An 18775-nucleotide genomic window follows, 5' to 3' on the forward strand; every position below is an offset into this window, starting at 1 on the left:
TTAAGAAAATAATTTTGCTGGATTATCCCTAATAATTCTATCTATCAAATCTCTGCTTACATTTGCTTGCTTAAGTTTTGGAATAAATTCTTCGAAAAGATACTGATAACTGTGACCTCCATTTACACTTAAATGAGAAAGACGAGTAATATCAGTTGAAAGTAAAATCTGTTCCTCATAGCCAGCTTTAATCAGTTCTTTAATCAACTTAATTCTAAACTCATCACTCTGATATTGAAGCTTACCAATAGTATCAATTCCGATAAATACACCTTTTTCTGCCAGCTGCAAAACATAATTAATATCAGCTGCTAAATCTAAATGACTGAGTGCAAGCTTAGATAATTCCGCCCCTGCCTCTTTTAATATTTTAAGCTGTTCAAAACCACAGCATCCCAGGGTTAGATGAGTAATAATTGGAACTCCAGTTTCTATTTGAGCAAGTGCAGCTGCCTGCAGTAATTTTTTTTCAGCATCAGTCACCTTCTGACTGGTACCCACCTCACCTATTACTCCAGCCTTAATATTAGTACCATTAATTCCATCCTTAATTTCGCTGATCATTAGTTCGGCTAACTGCTCTCTATTTTTTTGATAGAAAAAGCCAGGCAGATATGGTTCTTTATAAAAACCGGTACTGGCAATAATGTTAAAATCAAAAACTGACGCTAAAAACTCCAGTCTGTCTATATCCCTGCCCATTCCGATATTTGTTAATTCGACAATTGTTTTGACACCAGCCTTTTTAACTATTTTTAAATCTTCAACCAGTTCTTCTCCACCAAGCCTGGCATCCAAGTCCTTTTTTTGATCCGAAAGATCTATAGTTAAGTGTTCATGGTACATGGTAATGCCCATTTCGGCTGGAGTTATCTCTTTATTTAAAATATTGATCAAAATTATCAGCTCCTAAAAAATTATTTTCTGATTTCCTATAGTTTTCAAGAAAATATCGGGTAAAAAGCTCCGGTCTTTTATAATTTTTAGCCAGCTTCTCTGCCAGTTTAATGACTTTAAAACCACTTTTAATACCAGGCCTGGCAAGCAAAATTAAAGCAACTCCCAATCTATCAGTAGGAATGCTGATCGCTGTAGCATTAACCAGATTAGCAGCTCTCATTAAATATTTACCGCTTTTTTTCTGGCTGAAGTCAGCAATTTTAAAACTACCGGCAACCGAATCACCATAGCCATAATAATCAATTGGACCTTCTGCAGTTATGATAATCTCATTTCCCTCATTAAAAGTCTTTTTTATAATTTCTATTGCCTTTTTACGCTTTTCACTACCTGCAAGCTTAATCCGATTCACTTGATAATCACTTAACTCAACTTCTATCTCAGCAGTTAAAGCTGCCATATCTTCTCCATGCGGTAATATAACAGTTTCCGTTTCCGGTAAAGCAACAGTCAGCTCATCTAAATTTGATTTTTCTGCTAAAGCAAGTTCTTTTTCTGAAAGTAATTTTTTTAATGCCAGAGTACAGATTTTAAAATCATGGGATATAAAACCAATTCCCGGTCTAAACTCTAAATTATCAGTAGAAATTCGGCTGCAATTGCCCTGAATTCCCATTCCTTTAGCCATTAAGGAATAAAGAGAGGTAGCTGCCGCTGGAGCCAGAACTGATCCCCCACCATCTGTACCCAGAGCCAGATCATTAATTCCTTCAAGAATATTAAGACAGCCTCCACTGCTGGAACCAGTCATTATCCGCATTGTCAGGGGATTTATTAGCTCAGGATCAACAGCCCTTCCACCACGAGCCATCTTATCAATTGTATGTAATAGGAAAGTCTGATCCTCAGTTAATTTATCCACTAATTCTTTTGATATTTGTGAGGTGTTTTTTACTCCCAACAGATAATTGTCATTTTTTGATTTACTCAACTTTTTAAATTTATCCTTAATTTTATGATTATGATAAACCACAGCTTTAGAACTGCTGTGCAGGGCATTAATATATTTTTTCTCTAAATCAGACATTTTTTTCATTTTTACTCCTTATTTTTAAAGCAGGGGGCATTGAGCCCCCTGAATATTAATTTCTAATTACTTAAACAAAATAAATTAAAAGCTAATCGAAAGTAGAACAAAGATATTAGCTATAATTCCAACTAAAATAGCTGCTGTTGGACCCACTGCCATTCTTACAATTGGCTGATCCCCGATTTCATTTAAAATATATAAACCAGCTACAAAAAGAAAACCAAAGCCAGGTATAATTGCATTAGCTGCGTTCATACCACCAACTAAAAGAGCTACTTCCAGCAATTTAGACATTGCTGTTCTAATGTTATCACCAGCTTTTTTGATTCCAGGAAACCTATCCAGCAGACCTGCCAGTTTATCTAAGAACAGTATTTCTAAAGAAATAATTACTGCACCAGCAATTGCTGCCAGTAGTGGATTTTTAATAAATAAAGCTGCAGCAAAGATAAATGTCATTCCAACCGGACTGTAAACACCTGTTGCAATAGCTGTAGTTGCAATTAAAGGTATAAATCCAACTCCACGAGCCAGTGCTGCCAGGGCAGCTTCGTTTAAAGCCCCTTCTTTCATGAGATTAAGTGAAATTGGATCTCCAGCCAAGATCTGATAGGCAGTTGCTGCCGCCACTAAAGCTCCCATTACAGCCAGCATAGGTAAATTTTTCTTGATTCTAGCAACTCTTTCACTAAAGACTGAAACCAGATCGCCAACATTGGTATTACTGCTTTTTTCTCTGGTAGCAAAAATGAGTAAGATAAGCATTCCAGTAATCAGAGCCATACCTTCTGGATTAATACTTACCTCCATTCCAGCCAGCATCAGCGGACTAAAAGTCACAGCCAGCTGTCTAACAAGCCCGGCTGCCAGTAGATTAAAGGCACCTTTTTTTATCCCAAACTGATAGGCAGTAGCTAAAGCAGGAAAAGCAGCAAAAGCTACAACTATCGGATCCCCAACTTTCCCTAAATCACTCAAAAAGTTAACAGGCATTTTTTCGAAAATATTAACTACAAATTCCAGACCATACATTAATCCCAGCCCGTAAAGAGCACCAACAATACCAGCAGTGACCATTCCCTTTTTGCCGTCCGGTGCCCAGGTTCCAATAACATCTGTACCGAGTAAAATACTATGTATTAAAAGTATATTAGCTGATAAACTAAAAGGAATTCCAAATCCAATTACCAGACCAAAACTCATCGCAAACGAAGTCGCCGCCAGATCTCGTTTACTCATTCTTCCTTCAACGTGTTCAGGAATAATTGGGCGAAGCCCATCATTGAATACTGCAATTCCCTTATTGGTGAGTATTGCTGCCAGTCCTCCCATTAATGCCATCAAAATTGTCTGCATCTTATACACTCCTCGTTTAAATTGATATGTTTATTTAATTCAAAATATTTTTCAATAAAAGTGTTACAGTTTTATCGATATGATCAGCAGTAAATCCAAAGGCTACCTTACCATTTTTTACTTCTTCCTTTATTTTTTCAGCTTTAGGACCACGCCCGGGCATAGAGACAGTGGCACATTTTGCATTAGTTAAAATAGCCATTGCCATTCCCAGCGCTCCTCCACCTCCTGTATGACAGGCACCAAAATAATAGTCAGCATTTCCAGTTTTAATGGCTGTAGCTGCCTGAATATCATCCATAATCTCAACTTCGACTTTTTCACCAGCTATTTCTTTTATCTTATTTGCTATTTCCTGACGGTCAACCTGACCTCCAACAACAATTTTCATTTTTTATTCCCTCCTTTCCTGTTTGATTAAATTACAAAAATGTAATGCCAGATAGTTTTTTTCTCCAGAGGGAATTTCAATTTCGGTTTCAGATTCTATTTTTTGGATAAATTCAATACATTTAGAATAGTAAACCTCTTTTTTTAATTCTGCTAAGATCGCTTCATCTAAATCTTCAACCTCTTCTCCTCTTTTTATTCTCATCAAGGCCATTGGCAGGTGAGTTACCAGCATAGCAGCATTTTCACTTGTCATCTCAACTGCAAAATCAGATTCAAATTTTTTTAATAAATTAACAATTTTCACTTTCAATTCCGGCTCCAGCTGTTTACCCTGTACCAGAATTTCCAGACGCTCATTTAATTTCTGCTCCATTTTTTTCCTCCTAATACTCCGGAATTAATTTGTGATCATAAACTTCTTTTTGAACTTCAATAACTGACTCAGGATTAATAGTTTTGCTTAAAATTCTTTTAATCATTCTGCTGTTTTTATTGACCAAAATAACTGCATTACTAATTTCTTTATTTTTCTTAATAGAGCTTTGATGCTGCAGATCAGTAAAGTTTATATTATCCAGATTTTTAATTTCATCATAATTCCAGATTGCTGCATCTATTGTTTTATTTTTAATATGCTCCATAATTTTCATGTAAGTTAATTCTACAAATTCAACTTCTTTATTTTGACATTCAAGTTCTGTCAAAACCTTATGGTCAATTGAAGTCGAGTCAAGACCAATTTTCATTCCACTTTCAATTTTTTTGTTTTCTGGACCCGAGAATACTATTACATGTTTGGAAAGGTAGGTTCCCGAACCAAACTCATATAAAATCTCAAATTGATCATTATCATTATAATTTTTAGCTGCAAATTTAGATAAGACAATGAAATCATATTTGTCGTCTTTTAAGACATTTAATCTTTTTTCAGCACCCCTGGTATAGGCAATACTGTAATTAAAATTAGCCGCTTGAAACTGTTTATTCAGGCCAGTTGCCAGACCTTCATAGCGAAGTGAATAAGGAAGTGGTAATAATCCCATAATCATCCCTAAATCTGCAATTTCCCAGAGTAACTGATAATCTAAACTAAGAATATAGCTTCCAAGGTGCCCTTTTGACTCCAGTTCTACTGCCTGATGTTCAGTTAAAAATGAAATAGCTGACTGTACTGTGCCGCGACCGGTGCCATAACGTTCAGCATACCCACTAATTGTATCAATTCTTTCACCTACGTTTTTTAAAAAGAAATCTCTGGCCAGCATTGAAGTTATAAAGCCAATTTTTGACATCATCTTACTTTTTATTTCAGAAACCATAATATACCTCCTTATTAATATACAATTTTCTGTACAATGATATAAAATAAAATACAGTGTACTGTATTCTGTATATTAGTGTAGCATAAGATTTTAAATTTTGCAACTATTAATTTGTTTTTTTAAGCTTTATTTGATTTCAATTAAATTATTTAACTTTCTAATTCCCAGCCCTTTCTCGTCTGGAAAACTAATCTGCCTGCCATTTAAAATTATACCACCTTCAACTGGATCTTCTGCCAAATATAATGGTGCATCTAAATCAAGTCTGGTTATATTCTTCTTAGCTGCTGCCAGATGAGCTGCTGCAGTAACTGAAACTTTTGCCTCCAACATGCTTCCCAGCATTACTTCAATCCCATAAGCTTCTGCTATTGCATTAATTTTTAATGCATTATAAATCCCTCCCGCTTTCATTAATTTAATGTTTATTAAATCACAGGCCTGCATTTTTAATAAATGCAGACAGTCTCTGGCACTAAAGAGACTTTCGTCTGCCATAATTGGAGTAAGAACGCTGTCTCTGACAAATTTTAAACCCTGATAATCATCTGCCTTAACAGGCTGTTCTATTAACTCAGGCTTTAAGTTTTCTGCTTCCATTGCTCTAATTATTGAAACTGCTTCTTTTGGCTGCCAGCCCTGATTCGCATCAAGTCTAATTTTAATATTTTTACCAACTGCATTTCTAACTGCTCTAAATCGGTCTAAATCTTTTTGATAGTCTTTACCCACTTTTAATTTTAATACCTGATATCCATCACTAACTGCCTGGAGTGCCTCAGCTTTCATTTGAGCTGGAGAGTTAACACTAATGGATAAATCAGAATTCAATGAATTTCTATAGCCACCCAGTATTTTATATAGTGGAACATCGAATTTTTGAGCAAAAAGATCATAAACTGCCATTTCCACAGCCGCTTTTGCACTGTTATTATTTACTGCAGACTCTTCAATTAAAAAATGTATTTTTTCAATATTCCCTATACTTTCTCCAATCAATTTAGGTCTAATATATTTTTGTATTATTCCGCTAATACTGGAATTTATATCTCCTGTAATTACAGCTGTTGGTGCAGCCTCTCCATATCCAATATTACCTGTGTCAGTTTCAATTTCAACTATAATTTCTTCTGCAATTTTTACTGTTCGGAGTGATGTTTTAAATTCTTTTTTTAAAGGAACTTTTAAATAATATACTTTTAGATCTTTGATTTTCATTATTTTCACCCTTATTATTAAAATGCATTCTCATAAATTTTTAAAATATCACTTAAATCTGCTTTACGAGGATTGGTGGCTAATGTAGGGTCATCTAATGCATCTCTGGCCATAGATTTAAAATCATCTTTACTGCCACCAATTTCACTGATAGATGACGGTAAGCCTAAATCAGAAATTAGATATTTAATCTCTTTAATTGCCGCTTCTGCTGCTTCTCTTTCTGTCAACCCCTCTATTTTTGCTCCCAGAGAGTGGGCCAGTTCTGACAGCTGTTTTTTACTAACAAGTTTATTAAATTTTAATACAGCAGGCAGCATTATAGCATTTGCTACTCCATGGGGAATGTTATAGGTTGTTCCCAGCTGATGAGCTGTTGCATGACAGACTCCCAGACCAACATTGGAAAATGCCATTCCGGCCATTAATGATGCAATGCACATCCTGTGTCTGGCTTCAATATTTTCACCATTACCAACCGCCAGCGGTAAATTTTCTACAACATATTTAACAGAGTGATCTGCCAGAGCTCTAGAAATAGTGATTGAATTTTTCGATAAATAAGCCTCTACTGCATGAACCAGAACATCAATTCCAGTTGCAGCAGTAATTGAAGCTGGCAGACCGGAAGTTAATTCAGCATCAACTACCGCAATTTTTGGAACCAGATATTTACTGCTGATAACCATTTTTTTGTTTCTCTTGCTGTCAGTAACAACTGTAGAAACTGAGACTTCACTTCCAGTTCCTGCAGTAGTTGCAATTGCAATCAAAGGCAAACCCGGATTTTCAATTTTATCTGCCCCCTCATATTGAGAGATTGGCTCTGGATTATTAAGCATAAAAGAAATTGCCTTTGCTGCATCCAAAGAACTTCCTCCGCCAATTGCAACAATAAAATCTACATTTTTATCACGGGCTGTCCTTACCCCCTCCATAATTACTTTATCATCAGGATCAGACTGAACCTGATCATAAATATGAATTTGAACACCATTTTTTTCTAAGGATCTAACTGTAGAACTGTGTAAATTAAGGTTGGTTATACCTTTGTCAGTAACTAAAAGAGCCTTATTACCTAATTCTACTGTTTCTTTACCAATCTTTCTGACACAACCCGGACCAACTAAAACTTCTTCTGGCATTATAAACTTATAAAAATATCCCAAACCAGCTTCTTCCATTACCTGATCATAAACCATTTCTTTAATCTGATTTAATTCACTTTGATTTTGCATACTAAATTCTCCTTATGTCCAATTTTGGATTATTATAGTTTAAAAAAATAAAATTTGATTTATTAAATATGCTATCAGCCCTACAATTAGAACTGATAGCATATAATTTTCTCAGTTAATACTGATTAAATATTAGTTTTTAATATACATCTTTCCATTCATCAATATTGTCAGCATCAAATTTAAATGGTGCACCTAACATAATTTCTGTTCCGTCTCCAGCTTTAATAACTTCTTTTTGACCTAAGTCACCAGCTGTAAATGATTCTCCAACTGCTCCAGTAATATCTTCTTTAACTAATGCTTCAGCTGTCTGGCCGGCAAGATAACCTAAGTCAATTGGATTCCAGAGATACATCCAGGGGCAGACACCATTTTTAATATATTCTGCCATCTCACTTGGAAGACCTAAACCAGTTAAGTAAACTTCACCAGCAAGATCTCTATCAGTTAAAACTTTACCTGCTGCTGCTATACCAACAGTAGTTGGAGCAATGATACCCTTTAGATTAGGATATGATTTTAAAAGTGCTTCTGTTTCAGATACACTCTTATCTCTTAAGTCATCACCATAAGCAACTTTAACAAGCTCCATATTATCGTACTCAGGTTTTTCTAATTCTTTTTTCATCCAGTCAATCCAGAGATTTTGATTGGTAGCTTGAGAGGTTGCACTTAAAACAGCTATCTGACCTTCATAACCAATCATTTCTGCAATACCCTGAATTTGAACTCGACCAATCTGTTCTGGATCAGCCTGATTTACATGAACCATTCTGCTCTGAGGATTAACAGCTGAATCTAATGACAGCACTTTAATACCTCTATTCATAGCTTTCTGTAGAGCTGGCTGTAGAGCATCAGGATCATTCGCAGAAATCGCAATTGCATCTACTCTCTGTGTAATTAGCTGTTCAATCATGATAATTTGTGCTTCTACTGTTGGTTCAGCAGGTGCTTTGTAAATAACTTCTCCACCCACTTCATTAATGGCATCAGAAAAACCATCTCTAACTTTTTCCATAAATGGATTACCTGCACTCTTTACAACTAAAGCATATTTACCGCTTTGAGCTGCAGCAGCACCCACCAGAGAAAAAACCATTAACAAGGCCAACATTCCAATAATAACTTTCTTCATACACAAACTCCTCCTTTTAATTTTATGTTGATTAAAATATACCGGGTAGTAAGTGGTTTTCCCGGTATAAAATTAATTACTTAATAAAGTCTATTATTTAATCAGATTTATTTCCATAGAGTAAATTGGATACCATAACTGAGAAGATTAGTAAAGCACCAATGATAATCAGAATGACCTGAGATGGTACATTTACAAGTCCAAGTCCATAGCGTAAAAATCCAATAATAAAGATAGACAATAAAACCCCTATCATCTTACCTTTTCCACCCGAAGTACTTACACCTCCTAAAACAACCATCGCAATTACATCTAGCTCATAGCCTGAGGCAATATTAGGTCTGGTGCTTCCCATTTTTGAAGTTAAAAACAGTGCTGCCAGAGCTGCCATAAAACCATTCAAGGTGAAAACAATAATTTTCATTTTATCTACTTTAACTCCAGAAAATAAACTGGCTACATCATTATTGCCAATTGCATAAACTTTCCTGCCAAATGTTGTTTTATGTAGTAAAAGATAAAATATTACTGCTGCTACAACAAAAACAATTAAGATAAAGGGGATCAGAGTCTTAATATATCCCCAGCCTAAAAAATTAAACCACATTGGAAAACCACCTGAAGCCTGGTCTTCTAGAATAATATAGGCAATTCCTCGATATAAAATCATAGTTGATAGAGTTATTATTACTGCAGAAAGTTCTTTAAATTTAACAATCAAAATTCCATTAATAAAACCGGCGGTAATTCCAACTAAAAGACAGACACCTATTGCCAGCGGCATTGATAAGCCCGCATTATATAAAACCGCCATAATTACCGAAGATAAAGCTACAGTTGAGCCAACAGAAATATCAATATCACCAAAGATAATGACAAATGTCATAGATAGAGCAATAAATGCCTTATCCAAAAAAGTCATTGTTGCATCAAGCAGTGTATAGGTATTTAAATAATAAGGAGATAATTGAGCATTCATAATGTGGATAGCAATAAAAATTAAAAGCAACAGCCATTCCCACTGGAAAAAGAAATCTTTTAAATTAAACTCTTTTTCCGCTCTAATTTCTCTATTTAAAGCAACTTCATTATCAAAATTATTTCCCATTGTCTAATCTTCCCTCCTTATTTTATTGGAACTTCCTATTCTTCTTTTAATTAAAGCACTAACAATTACTGCAATTAAGATTACTGCACCCTGAATTGCATTCTGCCAGAATGGTGAAACATTAATCATTGGCAGAGCGTTTTCTAAAATACCGTAGAGTAATACCCCGGAAATCAGACCGGTAACTTTTCCTTCTCCACCGGCAATACTTATCCCCCCAATTACACAGGCTGCAATAACATTTAATTCATAACCTGCAGCTGTATTACTCTGAGCAGAAGCAAATTTTGAAACCCAGAGAACTCCTGAAAGCCCGGCAAGTGAACCCATAATTGAATAAACCATCCAGGTAATCTTAGTAACATCTATACCACTTACCTTTGCAGAATCTGGACTGCTTCCTACAGCATATATTTTACGTCCGGTACGGGTATAATTAATAAAATAGTAAAAAACAATATAAATAATAACTGCTATTAAAATCAAGTTATTTATACCAAATATACTGCCGGTTGAAATTGCTTTAAAACTATCAGACATCTGATAGGCACTGACCCATTTTCCCCCACTTATTAAAAATGTTACCCCTCTAAAAACATTCATCATACCCAGGGTAGCAATAATTGGTAAAATTTTAAATTTGGCTACTAATAGTCCAATAATTGAACCACTGATTAAACCAATTAAGGTACCAAGCAATAATGCTGCTATAGGATGGAGACCAGGATATCTTGCCACCAACATTGAAGTCAACATCCCCGATAAAGCCAGGTTAGCTCCAATAGAAAGGTCAATTCCTCTGGTTATTATAACCATCATCATTCCCACAGCTAAAATTGATAGAATAGCAGTATTTGTTAATAGATCATCTATATTTGACATTGTCAAAAAATTGCTGTTGCGAAATTGAACAAATATCGAAAGTATAACTATAAAACCAATCAGGCTGAATTCTCTAATCTGTTGAATTCGTTCCAGACTCATTTTATTTTCAGAACTTTTTTCAGACATATGTATTCACCTCTAATATTAAATTTCTTATTTCTTTTCTTTCATAGCTGCTTCCAGTATTTTCTCCTGATCTGCTTCTTCCACATTCATTTTTGCAGTTATTTCGCCATTTCTCATCACCAAAATTCTATCTCCCATCCCCAAAACTTCAGGCATTTCTGACGAAACCATAATTATAGCATATCCCTGAGCTGCCAGATCACTCATTATCTCAAAGATTTGTGACTTAGCTCCAACATCTACTCCCTTGGTAGGTTCATCTAAAATAATTACCTTCAAATCAGAAGTTAGAAGTTTAGCTACAACTACCTTCTGCTGATTTCCACCAGATAGCTGTTTTGCCAGATCAAAAATTGATCTTGCTTTAACATTGACTTTTTCTGCCAACTTCTTGGCAATACTCTTTTCTTTTTTTCTATTAATCCAGCCGTTCTTAGAAATTTTATCTAAAGCAGTTAAAGTGATATTTTTATCCAGTTCCCAGTCCAGTATCAGTCCCTGTTCCTGACGGTCTTCCGGCAGATAACCAATACCTAATTTCATTGCGTCCCGGACTTCATTAATTTTAACTTCTTGATTTTCAAAATATATTTTGCCACTATCATATTCAGCCAGACCAAAGAGTGATTCGCATAACTCTGTTCTACCTGCTCCTACAAGACCCGTAATAGCCAGAATCTCTCCTTCTTTTAGTGAAAATGATATATCTTTAAAAAACCCTTTGCGGTTGAGATTTTCAACCCTCATAATTTCCTGACCTATTTCTTTTTCTGTTTTAGGAAATAACTGATTAATTTCTCTGCCCACCATAGCTTTAATTAAATCTTTATTTGAGACTTCATTTACTCCCCAGGTCCCTATATACTGTGAATCTCTGAGTACTGTAACCCGATCAGCCAGACGATACATATCTTCAAAGCGGTGAGAAATAAAAATTATTGAAGTACCTATTTTCTGAAGTTTTTCGGTAATTCTATATAAATCTTCACTCTCTGTCTTGGTCAAAGAAGCAGTAGGCTCATCCATAATAATTATTTCTGCATTAGTTGAAATAGCTTTGGCAATCTCTACAATCTGCTGCTGAGCAACACTTAAAGTACTCATTCTTCGTCTGGGATCAAACTCTGCTCCCAATTCCTGCAGATGTTTCTCAGCTGCTTTATGCATATCTTCCCATAAAATTCTTTTAGTACTGGAATCAATCTTTTCATGCCCCATAAAAATGTTTTCAGTAACACTTAAATGAGGATAACTGGTCGCATGCTGATAAATAGCTGCTATCCCCAAATCTTTAGAATCATTTGGGTTTTTAATATTTATTTTTTCTCCATTTAAATAAATTTCTCCCCCGTTTGGCTGATGAACTCCGGTAATTACTTTAATAAAAGTGGATTTCCCTGCACCATTTTCTCCCATCAGAGCATGTATTTCTCCAGCTTTTAACTGAAAATTAACATTATCTAAAGCTTTAACTCCCGGAAAAGTTTTAGTTATATTTTTTAACTCAAGAATATATTTGGACATTATTACCTCTCCTTTTAAAAATATTTGTCCAATAAATCATTTAAAAGCAACTACTTTTTATAAAACATTAAATCCATTGGCTCAATAACCGGTACAAGTTTTCCTTCTTCATTTTCTTCACTTTCGAGTAAATCTTCCATATGATGGTTCCACTTAGCCACAACTTCACTTTCAGCCTGAACTTTATCTGCATAATTTTTATCTTCACATTCATAATAGCCAAATAAAACTTTTCCTGAATTCCAGATAGAATAATTTTTAATCCCTGCTTTATCAAGAACTTCTAACATTTCAGGCCAAATTTCATCGTGCCGTTTTTTATATTCAGCAATTGTATTTTTATCTTTTAAAAATAATTTAAAACCAAACCTCTTCATTTTAGCACCTCATTTTAAAATTGATATTATTCCAAAAATTTAAATTAGTTTATAATAATTAACTTCTGCAGATGGGATTATCTAAGTTTTGAAGGAGGAGCAGAGCAAGTTTAATTAAAAACTATATCTGCTCCTATAGCATTGGGATTAAACTCTATTATTTAAAATTTTTTCTTCATATTTCCAGATCTGATCAAGATAATCATTACTTACTGGAATATCATTTTGATAGCAGTAATAATTCCAGACTGCCTGCCAGGGATATGTTTTAAATTCTTCTGTTAAAGCAAGTCTGCTGGTATAATCACCTTCGAGTTCCATTTCTTTAAGTTTTTCAGTTGGCTCCAGCATTGCTTTTAGCAGAGCTTTGAGCATATTTCTGGTTCCAATTACCCAGGCAGCAACTCTGTTAATACTGGCATCAAAGAAATCAAGACCAATATGAACTCTGTCTTCAAAACCTGGTCTGACAATCTCTTCCGCAATAGCCTGCAGCTCATCATCTAAAATGATTACATGGTCACTATCCCACCTTACCGGACGGCTGACATGTAATAATATTTCATCTAAAAATGGCATTACCGCCGAAATTTTATTAGAAACCACTTCTGTTGGATGATAGTGACCTGCATCCATACATAAAATTGGATCATTCTGCATTGCATAACCAAGATAAAACTCGTGGGAACCGGCAACATAACTTTCTGAACCAATTCCAAATAATTTGCTCTCTACTGCATCAAGATTATATTTAGGATCAATTTTTTCGGCTGTTATTTCATCTAAAGCTTCTTTTAAACGCTTACGTGGTCCAAATCTATCTACTGGATTGTCTTTAAATCCATCTGGAATCCAGATATTTGTAACAGCTGTCTGACCTAATTCCTTACCAAAATATTCTCCGATTTTTCTAGATCTTTTGCAGTGTTCTATCCAGAAATCTCTAATTTCTTTATCAGGATGAGTTAGAGTAAAACCATCATCTGCTTTTTCGTGAGAAAATAGAGTAGGATTAAAATCAAGCCCAATACCTTTTTCTTTTGCCCATTCTACCCAATTTTTAAAATGTTTGGGTTCTATTTCGTCACGATCAACAAATTCCCCTTCGTTTTCTAAATAAATTGCATGTAAATTTAATTTATGCTTACCTGGAATTAAGGAGAATGCCTGATCCAGATCATTTCTTAATTCTTCTGCTGTTCTGGCCCGACCTGGATAATTACCTGTTGTCTGAATTCCACCGGTCAGTTCTCCCTCTGGATTTTCAAATCCTTTTACATCATCTCCCTGCCAGCAGTGCATAGAAATGGAAATTTTAGCCAGTCTATCCATGGCATTTTCTACATCTACTCCCCACTCAGCATAAATATCTTTTGCCAGTTTATATGAATCCTCAATATATTTCTCATTAAACATTAAACATCACCTCAAATTAGTTTTGATAATAATTTTTTAATAAAAATCTAAATAATAAATTTTAGAAAATAAATTTAAATTAACTTTTCATTTTATTTTCATTTATTGCTAAATCTATAAGTTTATTCTGGTAAATATTCTTTTAATTCTACAGAATTACGAACTATTTCTCTTCCTTCCTCAAGACTAGCAATCTCTCCAAGTGCCATCAGCTGGGTTAAAATATTGCCAATTGCTGTTGCCTCTATCGGTCCGGTCACAACTCTTCTTTTACTAATGTTGGCAGTATACTGACATAGAATTTCAGCCTGAATACCACCACCAACCATATTTAGAGTTTCAATTTTTTTATCTGTTAGCTTTTCCAGTTTTTCTATTACCTCTTTATAATTTTGAGCTAAACTTTCGTAAATTCCCCGGGCCATCTCCCCCGGCTCCTCAGGTACTGGCTGTCCGGTCTCTCTACAGTAATTTTTAATTGCTTCCGGCATATTATCAGGATTTACAAAATCATGGTGATCCGGATCAAGTGAATATTTAAATGGTTCTGCTGCTTCAGCAGCTTCGGTAATATCAGAATATGATAAGTTCATACCCCTTCTATCCCAGATTCTTTTGCATTCCTGAATTAACCAGAGGCCAGTAATATTCTTTAAAAATCTCACTTTATTTCCTACTCCCAGTTCATTGGTAAAATTAGCAGCCAGACTTTCTTCAGTAATTATTGGCTGATCTAATTCCATTCCCAATAAGGACCAGGTGCCACTGGAGAGATAGGCACTATTTTCATCTTTAAGTGGGGCAGCTGCTACAGCAGAAGCTGTATCATGGCTGCCAACTGCTATCACAGGAAGTTCTCCCCTAATTCCACATTCGGCTTTTACTTTTTGCAGTATATCACCAACTTTTTCACCCGGTCTAATTATCTGCTGCATCATACTCTCAGGTAGATTAAGCTTATTATAAATTTTTTCTGACCACTTATCTTTTAAAGGATTATAAAGCTGAGACGTTGAAGCTATTGTGTATTCATTAAATTTTTTGCCGGTTAAAAAATAATTTAAGAGATCAGGAGTAAATAATAAGTCCTCTGCATTATCTATAATCCAGGGACGATTTTTTAAATCTGCAAAAAGTTGAAAAATTGTATTTAACTCCATAAATTGAATTCCAGTTTCCCGGTAAATTTCTGCTTTAGAAATTTTTTTAAATACTTCCTCCATTAATCCCTCTGTTCGCTGATCTCGATAATGATAAGGAACTGACATTAAGGTCCCGTTTTCATCTAAAAGACCATAATCAACCCCCCAGGTATCAATCCCAACCGAGTCAAGTTGATTAGAGGTTTTTTTAATAGCCTTTTTGATACCTGCTTTTATTTCGTTATACTGTTTTAGGGTATCCCAGTGAAAATCATTATTTAAATAGGTACCACCATTAGAAAATTTATGTAAAACTTCTAAATCTATTTTTTGACCATCAAAACTACCTAGTATTGCCCTGCCACTTGATGCTCCCAGGTCACAGGCTAATACTTTTTTACTTTGAGTCATTTATTTACACCACCTTGTTGTAGCTTTCTCTGGCAATTACTACTTCTTCGTCTGTATTTACAACTACAATCTTTACCTCAGAATCTTCAGCTGAAATTATTCCTTCTCCCTCAAGATTCTGATTAGCCTCTTTATCTATTTTTATATTTAGATGTTCCAAGTTACTGCAGATTTTTTCTCTTAAAAGCACTGAATTTTCGCCAACTCCACCGGCAAAAACTACTGCATCCAGGCCTCCCATCACAGCTGTATAAGCACCAAGATATTTTTGAGCCCGGTGAACTGCGGTCTTAATAGCCAGTTCTGCCATTTTATTACCATCTCTATATGCTTCAACTATTTTTCTAAAATCACTGCTTATCTCGGAAATTCCCTTCCAGCCGCTTTCTTTATTCAAAATTCTGTCCATTTCATCAACAGAAAGATCTTCCTTTCGCATTAAATAAAGAATAGCTGCCGGATCAACATCACCAGAACGAGTTGACTGAACAAGTCCTTCTAAGGGAGTAAAACCTGTGCTTACTTCATAAGATTTTCCATCTTTAAAAGCATTAGCAGTACAGCCGCTTCCAAGCATTAAAGAAAATAGTTTTAAATCATTTTTATCTTTTTGCAAAATTTCTGCTGCTCTATCAGTCATATAATCAAATGTTATACCGTGGAAACCATAACGGCGAACAGAGTATTTTTTGTAATATTTATAAGGTATAGCATAAGTGCGGACATAATCCGGTATTTCTGCATGAAAAGCATTATCAAAAACTGCAACCATCGGTGTCTCAGGTAAAATTTCTTTAAAAATTTCTATCCCTTTTAAATTAGGCGGATTGTGCAGTGGTGCCAGATCAAAACTATCTCTTATAGTATCCATAACTTTTTGATCAATCATTACAGAACCAGTAAAATTTTCGCCCGCATGAACCACTCGATGTCCTACTACATCAATTTCCTGGTACTTATTTAAAACTTTAATTTCTGGTTTAATCAGTGTTTCTAAAATATGATTGATTGCTTCACCGTGATTTTTAATCTCTAAACTCTCTTTAAGACTATCATTATCATATTTTAAATGAAAAATTGCATCTTTACTGCCCAGCTTTTCTACCTTACCAGAAGCAATTTCTTCTTCAGCTGGCATTTTTAAAATTTTGAATTTAACTGATGAACCTCCACTATTTAAAACAAAAATTTTCATACTAAAACCACTCCTATAATAACTTATCCATTAGATCTTTATGTACTGAGGGAATAAATGATTTTTTGACAAGCAATCCCTTATCAGCAACATTTTTGGCCGCTGTTCCCAGAGCTATTTCTACAGAACCAATATCTCCAGTAAATGTTAATACTGCCTTTCCTCCCATTCCCATTGCTGTTCTGACTTCAAGCAGTCTAATCTGAGCTGTTTTAGCCGCCAGATCAGCTGCAACAATTGCTGAGGCAACAGAAAAAGTTTCAATTACTCCCAGAGCTTTAACCTCTCCTATCTGAACAGCACCTGTTAAGGCAGGAATTACATCCTGATGAACATTTGCCAGAATAAAACTATCCACAAAAAATTCCTTACTTTCTTTTTGGCCAGTTTCCACAGCACTTTTTACAGAACCAACTTCTCCATGGAACATAGCCACATACTTACCCGGACAAACAGGTTGAGCCTGCAGCAGCTCTATATGAGCAGATTTGACTATTAAATCTGCTATTTCAATTCCGGCAGCAATACTATTAAATTCAAGTAGTCCTACAGCTCTATTCATATTTTCACCTCTCAATAACTATACTTTTTCCAAGTGATTTAATTTTTCCATCAATTGCTGCATGTATATTTGCCCCTAAAGAGTCAGCTGGTATTTCAGCAATTAAATCTCCTTTTTTTACAGTGTCTCCAACTTTAACTACAGGACTTGCTGGTGCTCCAATATGCTGAGTTAAAGGAAGTTCAACTCGCTTAATCTCTACATTTTTATCAGAGAAAGGAAGATGATTATCATATTCTTTTATTCCCAGTCTGGAAACAAGTCTGGATACTGGAATCTGACGATATTCCCGCATTGGATGAACTGAATCAACTTCTGGATTATCCTCTCGTCTGTAACCATTTTCTGCCAGCTGTTTTTTTACCTCTACAATAATACTTCGGGGATGAAGCCCCATTGGACAGCCCCAGGTATCACAGGCTCCACACTCACAGCAGAGATCTGCCTGAGTAAATAAATCCTTATCTGTATCTATCCCATAAGCAACTCCACGCATAATCATATGGGGTTCAAGAGAATGTCCCAGCAAATTACGTGGGCAGACGTCAGTACAGGCTCTGCACTGACAGCAGACAGATACCGAGCGTCTAATATCATTTTCAATCGGCACACTGCGGTCGATTATAATTTTATGATCTGCAGGTAAAACCAGAATACCTTTGGTGGTTTTAGTTACAACATCCTCTATATTTACCAGTTTACCCATCATCGGTCCACCATCAATCAATTTATAATCTTTAACTGTGGCACCACCTGCCAGATCAATTATTTTTTTAAGTGAAGTTCCAAGCGGTACTTTTAAAGTTTGCGGATTCTCAACTTCACCAGTAATAGTTAAATATTTTTCGGTTAAACTCTTTCCTTTTAAAGCTTTGTTAACATTAACCAGTGTTTCAATATTAATGACAACAGTACTGACCATTAAAGGAATTCCACCTTCAGGAATAATACGCCCTGTTACTTCGTAAACAATCTGCTGTTCATCTCCAGCAGGATAAAAGTTTTCCATCTCAAAAATTTCAATCTGCTGATAATCTTTTAGAACTTTATTTATACTGGCTATTTCTTCTTTATATTTCGACTTTAAAGCTATAACAGCCTTTTTTGCCCCCAGCAATTCTCTTGCATCTTCTAAAGCACTGACAAATTCCCGGGCTTTATATTTCATTAACTGCTGATCGACTTCTAATAATGGCTCACACTCAGCCCCATTGGCTATTAAAGTATCTACTTCTGCATCCAGTTTTACATGAGTTGGAAAACCAGCACCGCCAGCTCCAACAACTCCTGCATTCCTTATCAAATCAATAATCTTATTTGCTGCCATTTGCTCACCTCCAATGAAACTTTTTAATATAATAATTTAACTGG

18 protein-coding genes are annotated in these 18775 nt (G+C 35.2%); all 18 read right to left on the minus strand.

All coding sequences use genetic code 11. The annotated features are described in order from the left end of the window. The 18 genes from DFR80_RS03655 to DFR80_RS03740 all read right to left on the minus strand — a co-directional run bounded on the left by DFR80_RS03655 (window position 1) and on the right by DFR80_RS03740 (window position 18731). Window positions 1-897, minus strand: coding sequence for a phosphotriesterase (locus DFR80_RS03655; RefSeq protein ID WP_199505772.1), 897 nt, complete (start codon window positions 895-897; stop codon window positions 1-3). Then, entirely contained in the window at window positions 878-1996 is a 1119-nt protein-coding gene (locus tag DFR80_RS03660) for an amidase family protein (RefSeq protein WP_076543720.1), read from the minus strand. The genes DFR80_RS03655 and DFR80_RS03660 overlap by 20 nt, the downstream gene beginning before the upstream one ends. A gap of 75 nt (window positions 1997-2071) precedes the next feature. Beyond that, complete coding sequence (locus DFR80_RS03665; protein WP_114489236.1) at window positions 2072-3346, minus strand: YhfT family protein; 1275 nt, start codon at window positions 3344-3346, stop codon at window positions 2072-2074. Between the two features lie 34 nt (window positions 3347-3380). Then, on the minus strand, window positions 3381-3737 hold the full coding sequence (locus tag DFR80_RS03670; protein ID WP_076543722.1) for a DUF2620 domain-containing protein: 357 nt from the start codon (window positions 3735-3737) through the stop codon (window positions 3381-3383). A gap of 3 nt (window positions 3738-3740) precedes the next feature. Then, window positions 3741-4112, minus strand: coding sequence for a PRD domain-containing protein (locus DFR80_RS03675; RefSeq protein WP_076543723.1), 372 nt, complete (start codon window positions 4110-4112; stop codon window positions 3741-3743). A 10-nt stretch (window positions 4113-4122) separates the two neighbouring features. Beyond that, window positions 4123-5058 (minus strand): GntR family transcriptional regulator YhfZ, encoded by a 936-nt coding sequence (gene yhfZ, locus DFR80_RS03680; RefSeq protein WP_114489237.1) that lies wholly within the window; start codon window positions 5056-5058, stop codon window positions 4123-4125. A gap of 129 nt (window positions 5059-5187) precedes the next feature. Beyond that, the gene (locus tag DFR80_RS03685) at window positions 5188-6279 is read right to left on the minus strand and encodes a mandelate racemase/muconate lactonizing enzyme family protein (protein WP_114489238.1); all 1092 of its coding nucleotides are present in this window, start codon (window positions 6277-6279) and stop codon (window positions 5188-5190) included. A 17-nt stretch (window positions 6280-6296) separates the two neighbouring features. Beyond that, on the minus strand, window positions 6297-7517 hold the full coding sequence (locus tag DFR80_RS03690) for an iron-containing alcohol dehydrogenase family protein (RefSeq protein ID WP_114489239.1): 1221 nt from the start codon (window positions 7515-7517) through the stop codon (window positions 6297-6299). Window positions 7518-7656: 139 nt separating this feature from the next. Next, entirely contained in the window at window positions 7657-8658 is a 1002-nt protein-coding gene (gene rhaS / locus DFR80_RS03695; RefSeq protein WP_076543725.1) for a rhamnose ABC transporter substrate-binding protein, read from the minus strand. Window positions 8659-8755: 97 nt separating this feature from the next. Further along, a complete protein-coding gene (locus DFR80_RS03700) occupies window positions 8756-9766 on the minus strand; it encodes an ABC transporter permease (RefSeq protein WP_076543726.1) in 1011 nt (336 codons plus the stop codon). Window positions 9767-9769: 3 nt separating this feature from the next. After that, window positions 9770-10777, minus strand: coding sequence for an ABC transporter permease (locus DFR80_RS03705; protein WP_076543727.1), 1008 nt, complete (start codon window positions 10775-10777; stop codon window positions 9770-9772). Window positions 10778-10804: 27 nt separating this feature from the next. After that, window positions 10805-12301, minus strand: coding sequence for a sugar ABC transporter ATP-binding protein (locus DFR80_RS03710; RefSeq protein ID WP_076543728.1), 1497 nt, complete (start codon window positions 12299-12301; stop codon window positions 10805-10807). A 50-nt stretch (window positions 12302-12351) separates the two neighbouring features. Next, the gene (locus DFR80_RS03715; protein ID WP_076543729.1) at window positions 12352-12678 is read right to left on the minus strand and encodes an L-rhamnose mutarotase; all 327 of its coding nucleotides are present in this window, start codon (window positions 12676-12678) and stop codon (window positions 12352-12354) included. Window positions 12679-12825: 147 nt separating this feature from the next. Next, on the minus strand, window positions 12826-14094 hold the full coding sequence (rhaA, locus tag DFR80_RS03720) for an L-rhamnose isomerase (protein WP_114489240.1): 1269 nt from the start codon (window positions 14092-14094) through the stop codon (window positions 12826-12828). 122 nt (window positions 14095-14216) lie between these two features. Next, the gene (locus DFR80_RS03725) at window positions 14217-15647 is read right to left on the minus strand and encodes a rhamnulokinase family protein (RefSeq protein WP_114489241.1); all 1431 of its coding nucleotides are present in this window, start codon (window positions 15645-15647) and stop codon (window positions 14217-14219) included. A gap of 4 nt (window positions 15648-15651) precedes the next feature. Then, window positions 15652-16842, minus strand: a complete 1191-nt coding sequence (locus DFR80_RS03730) for an acetate/propionate family kinase (protein ID WP_114489242.1) — start codon at window positions 16840-16842, stop codon at window positions 15652-15654. Between the two features lie 13 nt (window positions 16843-16855). Continuing rightward, window positions 16856-17404 carry a BMC domain-containing protein gene (locus DFR80_RS03735; protein ID WP_114489243.1) on the minus strand — a complete coding sequence of 183 codons (549 nt, stop codon included), beginning with the start codon at window positions 17402-17404 and terminating at the stop codon, window positions 16856-16858. 4 nt (window positions 17405-17408) lie between these two features. Then, window positions 17409-18731 carry a 4Fe-4S dicluster domain-containing protein gene (locus tag DFR80_RS03740; protein WP_114489244.1) on the minus strand — a complete coding sequence of 441 codons (1323 nt, stop codon included), beginning with the start codon at window positions 18729-18731 and terminating at the stop codon, window positions 17409-17411. Between the last annotated feature and the right edge of the window lie 44 nt (window positions 18732-18775).

Source organism: Halanaerobium sp. ST460_2HS_T2, from assembly GCF_003337665.1.
Taxonomy (GTDB): Bacteria; Bacillota; Halanaerobiia; order Halanaerobiales; family Halanaerobiaceae; genus Halanaerobium; species Halanaerobium kushneri.

Excerpts from the sequence above, each read along its gene's own strand:
- rhaA (WP_114489240.1), bottom strand. The coding sequence starts at position 14,094 with ATGTTTAATGAGAAATATATTGAGGATTCATATAAACTGGCAAAAGAT.
- DFR80_RS03730 (WP_114489242.1), bottom strand. The coding sequence starts at position 16,842 with ATGAAAATTTTTGTTTTAAATAGTGGAGGTTCATCAGTTAAATTCAAA.
- DFR80_RS03715 (WP_076543729.1), bottom strand. The coding sequence starts at position 12,678 with ATGAAGAGGTTTGGTTTTAAATTATTTTTAAAAGATAAAAATACAATT.
- DFR80_RS03700 (WP_076543726.1), bottom strand. The coding sequence starts at position 9,766 with ATGGGAAATAATTTTGATAATGAAGTTGCTTTAAATAGAGAAATTAGA.
- DFR80_RS03725 (WP_114489241.1), bottom strand. The coding sequence starts at position 15,647 with ATGACTCAAAGTAAAAAAGTATTAGCCTGTGACCTGGGAGCATCAAGT.
- DFR80_RS03740 (WP_114489244.1), bottom strand. The coding sequence starts at position 18,731 with ATGGCAGCAAATAAGATTATTGATTTGATAAGGAATGCAGGAGTTGTT.
- yhfZ (WP_114489237.1), bottom strand. The coding sequence starts at position 5,058 with ATGGTTTCTGAAATAAAAAGTAAGATGATGTCAAAAATTGGCTTTATA.
- DFR80_RS03705 (WP_076543727.1), bottom strand. The coding sequence starts at position 10,777 with ATGTCTGAAAAAAGTTCTGAAAATAAAATGAGTCTGGAACGAATTCAA.
- DFR80_RS03735 (WP_114489243.1), bottom strand. The coding sequence starts at position 17,404 with ATGAATAGAGCTGTAGGACTACTTGAATTTAATAGTATTGCTGCCGGA.
- DFR80_RS03710 (WP_076543728.1), bottom strand. The coding sequence starts at position 12,301 with ATGTCCAAATATATTCTTGAGTTAAAAAATATAACTAAAACTTTTCCG.
- DFR80_RS03685 (WP_114489238.1), bottom strand. The coding sequence starts at position 6,279 with ATGAAAATCAAAGATCTAAAAGTATATTATTTAAAAGTTCCTTTAAAA.
- DFR80_RS03670 (WP_076543722.1), bottom strand. The coding sequence starts at position 3,737 with ATGAAAATTGTTGTTGGAGGTCAGGTTGACCGTCAGGAAATAGCAAAT.
- DFR80_RS03665 (WP_114489236.1), bottom strand. The coding sequence starts at position 3,346 with ATGCAGACAATTTTGATGGCATTAATGGGAGGACTGGCAGCAATACTC.
- DFR80_RS03690 (WP_114489239.1), bottom strand. The coding sequence starts at position 7,517 with ATGCAAAATCAAAGTGAATTAAATCAGATTAAAGAAATGGTTTATGAT.
- DFR80_RS03675 (WP_076543723.1), bottom strand. The coding sequence starts at position 4,112 with ATGGAGCAGAAATTAAATGAGCGTCTGGAAATTCTGGTACAGGGTAAA.
- DFR80_RS03660 (WP_076543720.1), bottom strand. The coding sequence starts at position 1,996 with ATGAAAAAAATGTCTGATTTAGAGAAAAAATATATTAATGCCCTGCAC.
- rhaS (WP_076543725.1), bottom strand. The coding sequence starts at position 8,658 with ATGAAGAAAGTTATTATTGGAATGTTGGCCTTGTTAATGGTTTTTTCT.